Source organism: Acaryochloris marina MBIC11017 (genome assembly GCF_000018105.1).
In the GTDB taxonomy this organism is placed as follows: domain Bacteria; phylum Cyanobacteriota; class Cyanobacteriia; order Thermosynechococcales; family Thermosynechococcaceae; genus Acaryochloris; species Acaryochloris marina.
This window is the reverse complement of the sequence record NC_009925.1, coordinates 2,224,494-2,237,190: the sequence shown is the minus strand read 5'-3', so window position 1 is coordinate 2,237,190 and position 12,697 is coordinate 2,224,494. Positions and strand designations below refer to the sequence as shown.

General features: G+C 49.6%; 10 protein-coding genes. 2 read left to right on the top strand and 8 right to left on the bottom strand.

What is annotated here, in order from left to right; translation table 11 throughout:
* Positions 1-13: 13 nt before the first annotated feature.
* Positions 14-496, bottom strand: a complete 483-nt coding sequence (locus AM1_RS09990; RefSeq protein WP_010478963.1) for an MSMEG_0572/Sll0783 family nitrogen starvation response protein — start codon at positions 494-496, stop codon at positions 14-16.
* Positions 497-941: 445 nt separating this feature from the next.
* Positions 942-1,097, bottom strand: coding sequence for a hypothetical protein (locus tag AM1_RS42115; RefSeq protein ID WP_012162715.1), 156 nt, complete (start codon positions 1,095-1,097; stop codon positions 942-944).
* A 212-nt stretch (positions 1,098-1,309) separates the two neighbouring features.
* Here AM1_RS42115 and AM1_RS09985 point away from each other — a divergent pair, with 212 nt between their 5' ends.
* Entirely contained in the window at positions 1,310-2,590 is a 1,281-nt protein-coding gene (locus AM1_RS09985; RefSeq protein ID WP_012162714.1) for an MSMEG_0569 family flavin-dependent oxidoreductase, read from the top strand.
* Between the two features lie 17 nt (positions 2,591-2,607).
* Here AM1_RS09985 and AM1_RS09980 read toward each other — a convergent pair whose 3' ends face one another.
* The 3 genes from AM1_RS09980 to AM1_RS09970 form a co-directional block, all read right to left on the bottom strand.
* On the bottom strand, positions 2,608-3,768 hold the full coding sequence (locus tag AM1_RS09980; RefSeq protein ID WP_012162713.1) for an ARPP-2 domain-containing protein: 1,161 nt from the start codon (positions 3,766-3,768) through the stop codon (positions 2,608-2,610).
* Positions 3,758-5,194 carry a hypothetical protein gene (locus tag AM1_RS09975; protein ID WP_012162712.1) on the bottom strand — a complete coding sequence of 479 codons (1,437 nt, stop codon included), beginning with the start codon at positions 5,192-5,194 and terminating at the stop codon, positions 3,758-3,760. Before AM1_RS09975 ends, AM1_RS09980 begins: the two co-directional genes overlap by 11 nt.
* A 194-nt stretch (positions 5,195-5,388) precedes the next feature.
* Positions 5,389-6,246 carry an ion transporter gene (locus tag AM1_RS09970; protein WP_238549218.1) on the bottom strand — a complete coding sequence of 286 codons (858 nt, stop codon included), beginning with the start codon at positions 6,244-6,246 and terminating at the stop codon, positions 5,389-5,391.
* 246 nt (positions 6,247-6,492) lie between these two features.
* On the opposite strand from AM1_RS09970, the gene AM1_RS09965 reads away from it, so the two are divergent.
* Positions 6,493-10,383 carry a calcium-binding protein gene (locus AM1_RS09965; RefSeq protein ID WP_012162710.1) on the top strand — a complete coding sequence of 1,297 codons (3,891 nt, stop codon included), beginning with the start codon at positions 6,493-6,495 and terminating at the stop codon, positions 10,381-10,383.
* Positions 10,384-10,407: 24 nt separating this feature from the next.
* On the opposite strand, the gene AM1_RS40935 is transcribed toward AM1_RS09965, so the two are convergent.
* From AM1_RS40935 to AM1_RS09955, 3 genes are all read right to left on the bottom strand, one after another.
* Positions 10,408-10,587, bottom strand: coding sequence for a hypothetical protein (locus AM1_RS40935; protein ID WP_148215708.1), 180 nt, complete (start codon positions 10,585-10,587; stop codon positions 10,408-10,410).
* A gap of 183 nt (positions 10,588-10,770) precedes the next feature.
* On the bottom strand, positions 10,771-12,075 hold the full coding sequence (locus AM1_RS09960) for an ATP-dependent DNA helicase (RefSeq protein WP_012162708.1): 1,305 nt from the start codon (positions 12,073-12,075) through the stop codon (positions 10,771-10,773).
* 189 nt (positions 12,076-12,264) lie between these two features.
* Positions 12,265-12,669, bottom strand: coding sequence for a hypothetical protein (locus AM1_RS09955; protein WP_012162707.1), 405 nt, complete (start codon positions 12,667-12,669; stop codon positions 12,265-12,267).
* Between the last annotated feature and the right edge of the window lie 28 nt (positions 12,670-12,697).

Here is a 12,697-nt window from a genome sequence, read left to right as displayed (position 1 = left end):
GCTGGCCCAACGATTACATAGTCCAGGTATCGAGAATAAAGGCCCCTGCTTTGCGGTGCACCAAGACAATATCCAAGACATCCAAGGGATTGATAGGTCGAATCCCCGGAATCAAAGAGGGTTCACCATGACCGTAGAGGGCCTGTAGGGCAAATCGGCAGGCATAGACTTTGCCCCCTTCTTCCATAATCTTGACGAGCTGATTATTCATGGCCATATGACCGGGGAAAGCTTCATCTCCAAGTTTGGGAAAGCCGCGCTGGACGCCCAGGGTTACACCAGGACCATAGAGTAAAACAGAAGTCTCAAATCCTTTGCGAATCAGGCGGGTGGCCTGCAATAGGTTCACCAAGCCAATTGATCCTTCAAAAGCGACAGTGTGAAAGGTAACTAAGGCTTTTTCGCCCGGATCGGCCTGCACATCGGGGAAGACTTTTTCCTCATAATCCACAAAAAAGTCGCCAGTTTGGTGGATGGGAGTCGTAACTTCTGGCATAGGGGAAGCATCCTTCTTGAAGAGTTTTGGAAGTGCCTGATGCATAGGTGAGCATCATTAACTCTGCACAGTAAGTGGGTTGAATTTATGCCCCTGTATCAATAACTACAAACCCGCAATGTTTGATTGAAGTAACAGGGAATTGCAACGATTGAATCACTTCAGAGTAAAAGAATGGAGATGACCTATCAAAAGTGATAGGTCAAATAATATTCACGATCAAAATAAACTCATTTCCAAAAATTAGAGTTCAATGATCAATCCCGGCTCAAGATACTCAGAATCCAAAGGACTGCTCCATATCAAGTGCAAGCAGTTTGAGGCTTCTTAACCAAGGCAGGTATCAACGATGAAGTATAAGGGGTACGCAGCCATAATTACGTTTGATTCGGAAGATCGGATCTTCTTTGGTAGGAGCTTAGGTGCCCATGCTGTCGAGATCTGTTCATGTGGGTCTGTCATTCAGACATAAACGAACGAAGACTTCTTCGGCAATCACTTCGCAAGCATCTTGAAATTGATCTTTCTGGATAATATTTGCATCTAATAGAGCATCAGCAGCCAAACCTCCAATCATATCTGACCAATCTTTATCATTCATGATCAAATCTCCAAAGTGCTTAGATTAAATCGTTTATGACTATCGAAAATCATAGGATGTGCAATATTGCGGAGCCCAAACACAATTCCGAAGCATCATCGAACCTTTTCTAACCTACTGATAGTACTAAACATTTCAATTTCGTAGCCTCTGTAACAGGATCACGTCTGTATGCCTTCTATGGTGCAAACAAGCGCAGATTGGAGGGAAATATGGGCAGTCACTATTCCGTCATCATTGTCGGTGGAGGACAGGCTGGTTTATCGGTCAGTTACTGTTTGGGCGAACGCCAGATCGATCACATTATCTTTGAACAGGATCAGATTGCCCATTCCTGGCGGAATAAGCGTTGGGATTCGTTCTGCCTGGTCACCCCGAATTGGCAATGTCAGCTACCCGGATTTTCCTATCCGGGGGATGACCCCAACGGGTTTATGCAGAAAGAACAAATCGTGGATTATATCGAAGCCTACGCCCGTTCCTTTAATCCTCCAGTTAGAGAAGGTGTCAGCGTGCAGAGAGTGCGCAAAAACCCCATTAGCGATGTGTTTGAAGTGTCCACTTCCATTGGTGAGTTTTCCGCCGATCAAATTGTGGTGGCCACTGGTGGGTATCATCGCCCTCGCATCCCTGGCATGGCCCAGCGTTTACCTGCAGGGATTCGTCAACTCCATTCTTCTGAGTATAAAAATCCTGAGAGTTTAGCCGATGGAGCAGTTCTAGTGGTGGGAACGGGGCAATCGGGATGTCAGATTGCGGAAGATCTACATCTGTCGGGGAAACAGGTGCATTTGTGTGTTGGTAGTGCGCCGCGATCGCCCCGACAATACCGAGGCAAAGATGTGGTGGATTGGCTGGATCAACTGGGTTACTACGATCTGACCATTGAAGATCATCCCCAAAAAGAACAGGTGAGAACCAAAACCAACCACTATGTAACGGGCCGTGGTGGAGGGCGGGAGATTGATTTACGTCATTTTGCTCTGGAAGGAATGCAGCTCTACGGCAGACTGACGGATATTCGCGAGGCTCAGTTAACCTTTCATGCCAATTTGCGAGAGAACTTGGACCAGGCCGATGCGGTAGCTGAAAGTATCAAGGGAACAATTGATGCCTATATTGACAAGCATCAAATTGAGGCCCCTGTGGAGGCCCCCTATTGCCCAGTTTGGGAACCTGCCACTGAACCCACTGCTCTGAACCTAGAGGCTGCCCATATCACCACTGTGATTTGGTCCATTGGCTATGACATGAACTATTCCTGGGTGGAAATTCCTGTGTTTGATGGCAAGGGTTACCCTGGGCATGATCGGGGTGTCACTGGGGTGAAAGGACTCTATTTTGTGGGCTTACCTTGGCTCTATACCTGGGGGTCTGGACGTTTTTCGGGGATTGCTAGGGATGTTCGGTATCTTGCTGACTATGTGCAGGCCAATCATCGAGTAAATGTGCGATCGCAACTTCGCTTCAACGAAATGGCGATTGGCTCGTAACCATCTTTGGCATCCTCTTAATCCCGTCGTCGCGCTTTTCGAGCCTGCTCCCGCACTAGATTATTGATCAAATAGCCAAAGCCAGCTTTTTCTAGCCGATAGATAAAGTTCTCTAGTGTCTCATTCATCGATAGCGCCGTTCGCTCTATATTCCAGCCTTGGGCAGCTAGCTGACTGAGCAGATAAGCCCGTCGAGCCTGACCTGCAGATAAACGATAGGTTTTGAGGTATTCCAGTTGCCCATCCTGACGGACGATTGCCTCGCCAATGTGGTTCTCCGATTTAAGTTGTAGGTCGGTGATAAAGCGCTGCAAGGTAAAGGGACCTGCTGTGTAGATGCGCTTCGATTCAATGGGACGTTGCAATAGATCGCTAGCCATCAGTCCTTGGAAATCGGCCCAGTCTTGTCTGAGAGTTGCGATCGCATCCCGCAAATCCGCCAAAGTCTCCACCTTCGATTCATCCACCTGGCTCTGCATGGGAACCGTGCCCCCATAAATCCCATACTGATACAGCAACTCTCCATAGAAGTCTTGCAGCAAACTGGAGTGCAGTAGCCGGTAGTCCTCTGGTGTGGGGGTGATAAAGGCAGACGCCAATGCCTCCGATACAAACATCAGCATCCCTACCTGATGCTCGTGGATTTCAAACACCCGCAAGGCATCCGCGAGACCCTGAATCGCCTGTCCCGAAACTGACCATTCTGTCCGTGGTGATAACCCTTGAGACAAAGCTTGTTTAGAATACTCACTCCAAGCAATATCCGGTCCCGAGAAAAATAGGGATAGAAACCCTTCCATAGCTAGATGCAGAGGGAGAAATCGGAGCTGGTTACGGGCTTCCCGTTTTGCCATGCGCGACAGTACTCGGACACTGGCAGGGCCGGCATGAAAGCGTTTTCCATCGGTCCCTAACTGACTGCCTTTGGCGGCAACGGGTTGACCCTCTTCATTCCAGGACAGCACTAAACCGTGGGGGACATAGGACGTGTACACTGTCTTGTCTGGAAGGGAGACGACGGTGAGATCTTCGTTATAGTCTCGCTTGGCTAGACGCAGATCGCCCCGAACGTTGCGGCGCAGGAGCGGCACAATCCGAATCGCCCCCCAAACTTGAGAAGGGGCAATCTCTATCCCTTTGAGGGAAAGGGTATTCAGTAGAGGCGCTTTAGGAGCCATGGTTGGGGTCAAAGGTGGAGAGAAACTGCTGGACGCGGACCTGTAAATACTGCTCCAGCTCCGCTAAAGACGATTGCCCGTCCGCAAATTGGGCAAATCCCAACACTGTCGGTAAGTCCTCCGCATCTCGCAGTCCTACGGTGGGGACTGCAGGACTCAGGGCTTTTACAGAAAAGTCATCAGCATTGAAAACCGGATTGCAGTGCAGGATGGAAACGGATGAATCGATGCGGTTGCGGAACACCCGCAACACTTCCGAGGCTCCATGGGGTGGATCATTCTCCCAGCCATCCGACAAAATCACTACTACATCGGGTTTCGTTTCTAAGGCATCCAGCAAAGGGGTGGCCAGATCCGTTTGTCCCCGAGGTTGAATGAGAAGTGGATCTGGTACCGATGATGTCCAAAAGGCTTGGTAGTCTGCTGTGGCTGCTTGCAACAGATAGTGAACGGCTAAAGCGACCCCCAAAGGTCGTCGTCGTTTTTCATTGGAGCCACTACTGGAATAGCTACAGTCCAATACTGCTGCAACCCGTCCTAGCTTTAAAGGTGCCCGACGCAGCGCGGCTTGGGAGGACTGTTCTAAAGCCGCTGTTAATTCTGCCCGCCGGTTTTTCCGTTCTTGTATGGATAGAGATAGGCAGTAGAGGGCCAGCTTGGTGAGCGGGGTGCGTTTTAGATCAACGGTGAGTATCGACGTGCTGCTAGTACTTTGCTGCAACCGCACTTTCTCCGCCTGAGTCATTTGAGACTCAATTCGAGTCAAAAAGCGATCGCGAGGAATCTGATGTTTGGCTGCTAATCCTTCGGCTACTGTAAAGGGCAGCTCATAAATCGCCTCATGGCTGTAATACGCTTTGCGAAATTTCTCAAACAGGTCCGTTTCAAACTGCTGGGGCCAGTCTCGGAATAAAAAGGGGCCAACTTCACCAGGTAACTTGAGGTGATTGTGAGTTGCGATCCCACGCACTTTGGATCGATATTTCACCGCATCAAAATCCAATCGGTTCTGGTGGGCTGCAATATAATCGCGAGTAATCGCCCTTGCCCGCCGATTATTAATGCGTCGCTTACGAATGTGTTCTAGGACTTTCCAAGCTCGTTGGGTGGGCAACGCATTCAACGTGGCTGCAATCAGACGACCTTCTTCCTGGCGATGTTCTGGCAGGGTTTGCTTACCCGTTGCTAATAATTTGAGAATAATTTGGCTCTGATTAAAGTGATTAATCCCTGCGGCTAAGGTGCGGGCATAGAGTAACCGATAGTTGCCCAAAATATAGTCATGCAAAAAGTCGAGGGACAGTTTCTGCCCCCAGGCATCGTCATAAAATTCGCGCTGCCCAGTACAGCTTAGACAGGCATTAATAAACATCACCAGGTCTTCCCGTTCGACCTGTTGCTGACGTTGGGTCCAGGTAGAAGCCATTCTCGTCGGTATAAATCAGCCCGTTTGGGGAGTAGTGGCACGACAGGCTAGCGCCATTTTCAAGATGGAGTTCGGAAGTCGCACTCAAGTCCCGCAAACGGAAATTCCACGCTAGCACACTGACCACGTCCGAGGTCTGTGATTGATGAAGCTACACATATTCTTAAGAGGGTTAAAGCATGATCATCATGCAGCTATAAAGGTTTTCCACAATGTGGACAAGTGCTGGGTTCAGGGCTGGGTAATTGCTTGCGGCGATCTAATTCTTCTGTAAAACCGGACGCCAAAATCCCTGTTGGCAATGCAAACAAACCAATTCCCAGGATTGAAATCACACTTCCTAACACTCGACCGGCTGTAGTCACGGGATAGATATCTCCATACCCCACCGTTGTCAGAGTCGCCACTCCCCACCACATGGTGGCTGGAATATTGGCAAAGGCTTCCGGCTGAGCATCATGCTCAATAAAGTACATCATGGTAGAGGCCAGCCATAGCAAGCCAAACACCCCCATCAGAGTGACCAATAACTCATCTCGTTTCGACTTAAGGATATTTCCTAAGACTTGAAACGACTGGAAATAGCGGCTGAGCTTAAATAACCGTAGAACCCTCAGCAAACGGACAAAGCGAATAAACCGGATATCAATGGGAATCAGCAACGGTAAATAAAACGGTGCTAACGCCATCAAATCGATCAAAGCCAGAGGGGTAAATAGAAATTTAAGCCGACCCAATACAGGATGCTGAAAGTCTGGAGCAGCCGTACAGGACCAGATCCTTAGCAGATACTCAATTGTAAAAATCGTGATGCTGACGGTCTCACAAACCTCGAAATAGGTTCGATATTGCGTCGTTAGTCCTTCAACCGTTTCAAGGGTGATCACCACCAAGTTGGCCAAAATCAACACTAACAAGCTGATATCGAAGATTTGGCTAGCTCGGTCCCCTGCATCGGCTACTTCCAATATTTCAAAAACTCGTCGTCGCCAAGTTTTTTTTCTCTTGCCCCCCATCTGTTCACCTGCATTTGAAGCCTGATTTACCTCCATAAGTTAGCAGGTATTGCAGGAATTATGTCGCTCAATATCCTGGAAAAAATAGATATTTCTACGGATGACACTCTGATTAAGAAAAATATTTGCCTGAAAATAAAATTAAACTCAAAGCCAGTCTAGAAAAAGAATACAGAGGTTTTGATCGACTAATCATAAGTTATTCTTATATGGTTTTTTGTTGACCTTCAAGCTAACTGCAATGAATAGCCTAAATATACATACGAGATAAAGGCTAGAAGCATGCAAGTATTCGGAACTGAGAATGACGATTTTTTAGTCGGCTCCTTAGAAGACGACACAATTCTGGGAGACCTTGGTAACGATAATCTTGTTGGTGATAAGGGAGATGACACCCTCCTCGCTGGCGAAGGTGAAGACTATGCTGAGGGTGGCCAAGGGAATGACTTCGTCGATGGTGGCGCTAATCATGACCACCTCAAAGGGGGTAGCGGCCATGACACCCTCCTCGGTCAAGACGGCCACGATGTTTTAGAAGGTGGCAATGGCAACGACAAGTTAGTCGGTGGTGCTGGCGACGATTACTGGATGTCTGGTGGGGCTGGCAATGATAGCCTCTACGGGGAAGGCCAAAACGATGTCATGAGCGGTGGTGCTGGCCATGACTATCTCTCAGGTGGTACCGGAAATGATAATCTCAGTGGCGACCAAGGCAATGACAGCCTTTATGGTGGCGAAAACGAAGACTATGCCAACGGCGGCCAAGGCAACGACCTCGTCGATGGGGGCAGTGGTCATGACCATATCAAAGGCGGCAGCGGCAACGACACCCTTCTTGGGCAAGACGGTCACGACATTATCGATGGTGAAGGTGGCCATGACGAGTTAATCGGTGGTGCAGGCAATGACTACTGGGTGTCCGGTGGTGCGGGTAACGATAGCCTTTACGGAGAAGCGGGTGAAGACTACCTGACCGGCGGTACTGGCAATGACTATATAGAGGGCGGCGCAGGTAACGACAATCTATCTGGAGACCAAGGCCACGATACCCTATTCGCAGGGGAAGGCGAAGATTATGCAGAAGGCGGTACTGGCAATGACTTAGTAGATGGTGGTGCAGGCCATGACCATATCAAAGGCGGCAGCGGCAACGACACCCTTCTTGGGCAAGACGGTCATGACATTATCGAAGGCGAAGCGGGCCATGATGAACTCATTGGTGGCGCTGGCGACGATTATTTTGTCTCTGGTGGGACGGGTAATGACAGCCTTTATGGTGAGGCGGGTAACGACTTTTTAACCGGTGGCAAAGGCCGTGACTATATCGAAGGCGGCGCTGATAACGACAATCTCCAAGGGAACCAAGGGCATGATACCCTCCTCGGTGGTGACGGTGAAGATTATGCCGAAGGTGGTAGTGGTCGCGATTTAGTAGATGGTGGTGCAGGCCATGACCACATCAAAGGTGGCAGCGGTAATGACACCCTCCTAGGGCAAGATGGTCACGATATTCTTGAAGGTGAGGCTGGTCATGATGAATTGATCGGTGGCTCTGGTGATGACTACTGGGTGTCTGGTGGCACAGGCAACGATAGTCTCTATGGCGAAGCTGGCGATGATGTCTTAAGCGGTGGCAAAGGCCGTGATTATCTCGAAGGTGGAATTGGCAACGACGCCCTCTTTGGTGATGAAGGTAAAGACACTCTCTATGCCGGAGAAGGTGAAGACTACGCTGAAGGTGGCAAAGGCAGTGACCTGATTGACGGTGGTGCTGGCCATGATGTTCTTAAAGGTGGCACTGGTAATGACACTCTTTTAGGCCAAGAAGGCGCTGATGTCTTAGAAGGTGAAGCGGGCCACGACAAATTGATTGGCGGTGCTGGCGATGACTATTGGGTATCTGGTGGGACAGGTAACGATAGTCTCTACGGTGAAGCGGGTCATGATGTTCTGAGCGGTGGCAAAGGCCGTGATTACATCGAAGGGGGGCTCGACAATGACGCTCTCTTCGGAGACGAAGGTCGTGACACCTTATACGCTGGCGAAGGCGACGACTATGCAGAAGGTGGCGCAGGCCGAGACCTGGTGGATGGCGGCGCAGGCCATGACGTTCTCAAGGGTGGCACGGGTAATGATACCCTCCTCGGCCAAGACGGCAATGATGTCCTAGAAGGCGGAGCTGGCCACGACGAATTGATCGGTGGAGCCGGTAGTGATGGCTGGATATCCGGTGGCACAGGCAACGATAGTCTCTATGGTGAAGCTGGCGATGATGTCTTGAGTGGTGGCAAAGGCCGTGACTATATCGAAGGCGGAATTGGCAACGATGCTCTCTTTGGGAATGAGGGCAAAGATACCTTATTAGCTGGTGACGGTGAAGACTACGCTGAAGGTGGCAAAGGCAGTGATCTGATTGATGGTGGTGCTGGCCATGACGTCCTTAAAGGTGGGACAGGTAACGATACGCTTCTTGGTCAAGATGGTGCTGATGTCTTAGAAGGTGAGGCTGGTCATGACAAATTGATTGGCGGTGCTGGAGATGACTACTGGGTGTCTGGTGGGACAGGCAACGATAGTCTTTATGGTGAGGTCGGTCATGATGTTCTGAGCGGTGGTAGGGGTCGTGACTATATTGAAGGGGGGCTAGACAATGACGCCCTCTTCGGAGACGAAGGTCGTGACACCTTATATGCCGGCGAAGGCGACGACTATGCAGAAGGTGGCGCAGGCCGAGACCTAGTGGATGGCGGAGCAGGCCATGACGTCCTCAAGGGTGGCACTGGTAATGACACTCTGCTTGGTCAAGACGGTCACGATATTCTCGAAGGTGAGGCGGGCCATGACAAATTGATTGGCGGTGCTGGTGATGACTATTGGGTGTCTGGTGGGACAGGCAACGATAGTCTCTACGGTGAAGCCGGTCATGATGTCTTAAGTGGAGACGAAGGTCGCGACTTGATTTACGGCGGCACCGGCAACGATGTGGTTCTCGGTGGCGCTGGTAGAGACAGACTCTACGGTGGCGAAGGCGAAGACATCATTGTCGGCAACGAAGGTGCTGATCGCTTGTACGGTGATGCCGGTCATGACATCCTTAACGGTGGTGCTGGTAACGATACGATTTACGGTGGCACGGGCAACGACATCATTGATGGTGGTGCAGAAGACGTCATTGCGCCTCGTAACTTAGTCGCGAACGGTAGCTTTGAAGACAATCAGCTGGGCAATCGTAACTGGGGTGTCTTTGGCTCTGTTGAGGGTTGGACGACGACTCAAGGTAAAGGCATTGAAGTTCAGCAGTTTGGTAAAGCTGACGATGGCAAAGCCCGCATCGAATTAGATAGCCACAATAACAGTGGCATGATGCAAAACCTAGACACAGAAGCCGGTAAAACCTACGAAATCTCCTTTGCTTATACGCCTCGTCCAGGTGTGGCTGAAACTAGTAACCCCATCGAAGTTTACTGGAATGGCGAACTTCTCGATACCATCACTGGCGCTAGCAAGACTGAAGCTTGGAAAACCTATACTTACACTGTTGAAGCAGGTGAAGGTGAGACGACAGCTCTGGAATTTAGAGCAGCAGGTAAAGACGATAGCTTAGGCGGTTACTTAGACGACGTTACTGTCTTTGAATCGGTCTCTGCAACTCGTAATGATCTACTTTTTGGTGGCGAAGGCGATGATATTGTCCTCGGCAACAATGGTAACGACCGTTTGTCCGGCAACCAAGGTAATGACATCTTGGAAGGTGGCTTCGGTAATGACACCCTGATTGGTGGAGCTGGTAACGATATTTTAGTCGGTGTCGATCCCAACGCTGGTTTTGGCCAAGGATCTGTAGATGTGCTAACCGGTGGTGCGGGGGAAGACCACTTTATCCTCGGTAATGCCGTGGCCTTCTATAACGATGGTGACGACCAGTCGGCAGGTACGTATGACTTTGCCATGATTACTGACTTCAATACCCAAGAAGACAAGATTCAGCTTGCCGGATCCGCTTCTGATTATGTATTAGGATCCACTGCTCAAGGCGTCAATCTTTATCTAGATACCAACCAAGATGGTCAAGTGGGTGGTTCGGATGAGTTAATTGCAACTATTTCTGGCGTTTCTCAGCTTTCTTTGACTGATTCTTCTTTCTATTACGCTAGCCCAGTTGTTGCTTTTTAATTTTTCTTTCCCTTCTTTTTGGTTTCAGTTGCCTTTTTCTTTGGCTTGGACCTGAAACGTTGTTGTGTTCCCATCATGTGTCTGTCGTACCTCGATTGCTTTTGCAGTCGGGGTATTTTCTTGGGAAGGTGATGGGTGGGACATCACTAGAGGCATCATCCGGTCTGCCTGGGGTTGTGGGGTGAGTAGTGTAGGAGTGTTCACTGGATGATGCTGGGTTTAAGGGTTGGTTTGGAGGGGTTTGTTTTTTCTCCACATCATTAGTATTACAAGGCGAGGGTTGAGATAGTGTTCAACCACAAGTTGTACTTGTATAACTTCTGTAGAAGTTTCAAATCAGTTGCAAAAAAGGTTCGTATAACCCTTGTAATCCTCTCTGGGCATAGATTAGCGGGCTTTGCAAACAAACAGCCGTTTGGCGGCTCGGGTAACGGCGACATAAAGTAGCTGGTTGCGTTCGCGAATATTGCTGTTGCGCATGAGGTTGGGCAGGTCAACGAAGACATTCTGAAAGGTGGAGCCTTGGGACTTATGCACGGTTAATGCATAGCTATAGTTTAAGTTGGCAAATCGCTGTTGCTTGAGCAGCCAAAAATCTTGCCATTGCTTACCTTCTGCTAAGCGCTTGAGTTCTTTTTGAAACCGTTGGTGTTCAGACTCATGCAAAACCGTGACCTCGACATCAAAGTTGGCATCGGTGACCACAAAGAGTCGCCAGACCTGCCAGCCAGAAGAATCGTCTTCGTAAGCGTCTTCCACCCAGCATTCGGAAGAGGTTTGCATCACAATTTCATCTTTGCGCCGAAAGACTGGCCCCATGGCAATCAGCCGTTCTCCTGGGACAAAGCGGCACGCCTCTGCACCAAAAATGGCATTGCGAATTTGTTGATTGAGACTGGCGACCTGCTTGTTGGTATAGGCTAAGGCCCGGACATAATCCGAATCTTCCTGACCTTTTTCACTAGTAAAGGCTCGGAGGAGTTGTTTTGTCCAGTCGGATTGGCGCAGAACGACGGTGCCTTCGGTTTTATCTTCGTTGAGGTCGGTCTGAAAGGTAGGGAGTCTGTAGGTGTCTAAATGGCAGCGGACGGATTCTGCCAAGACGCCAATGGAGCTGCCATAACGCACGACTTCGGTCAGCTGGGCTTTGTTGGCAATTTCAACAAAGGTTTGGGAAGTCGGTTCATTAATCGGAGGAAGCTGGGCGGAATCGCCTACAAATAAAAGCTGAGTGGTGAGGTGAAACGCATATAGTTCCGTTTGCAATAGCTCCCACAGATTGCGGTTGACCATGGAACATTCGTCAACCACCACTAGGGCAAATTTGCCAAAGGAGCTTTCCTCATTGGGATCGAGGACAAACTCTTGCTCTCCTGTTTCGGGATTAATCTGCGGGCGTAACCCTAGGAGCTGACAGCAGGTCAGGCATTCGACGCTCAATCCCCACGAGGACACCATTTGGTGCAGGACTTTGGTGGCTTTGTTGGTAAAAGCACTAAAAACAATATCTCGGCGATCTCCCCGCTCTTTGAGCTGAGAGACAAAAGCTTGCAGCAGGGTAGTCTTGCCCGTGCCTGCATACCCTTCTAGGACAAACAGCCGTTCGGGACTATCCAGAAAGTTGTGGAGCTGATCCAGGGCAGTCTGTTGATGCTCGGTGAGGGTGATGTTTGTTTTAGTTTTGACTGCCATCAGTCAGCAGTGGAAACGATCTTCACCATACTAAAGCAAGGGTTTGTAGGATGAGGTCAATTGCTGTTGATCTGCTAGGACGATCTTCTTCGAGTAGCCATTGCAGTTCTTGCTAGGGCCACTAGAAATTTCATCTCCTTACGTTCAAGCCATGCCCTATCCATGTTTTGGTCCCCTAATCTAATTTACCTAGAGCGGAGTCGGCTCATTTAAGACAACCTGAAATTCCTCTTGCAACTTAGCCTTCAACTGCTGCAAAAACGCATCCCGCTGTCCAAACTTCTCCGTCCGCTTTGGCTTGCGATTCTCATCCAACATCCAGCCAAAATCACTACTCAATCGCAACGCCTCCCCCCAATCCGCAATCGACACAATCAACTCCTCTGCCGGAGCACAATCCACCTCATACACTCGAAACACATAATTAAAACTATTCTGCTGAGCCGCCGCCACCGTCGAAGACTGACCCAACGTAGTCGCCAATTTCTCCTGCATCTGAGCCACCAACTCAGGATTTTCAATTTCCGTCAGCACCCGCACACAGAGCGTAATCGCAAAGTAAAACTCTTCTACTGGTACAAACTCTAACCGCATCGGCCTACCTCAATCCCTCATTCGGCAA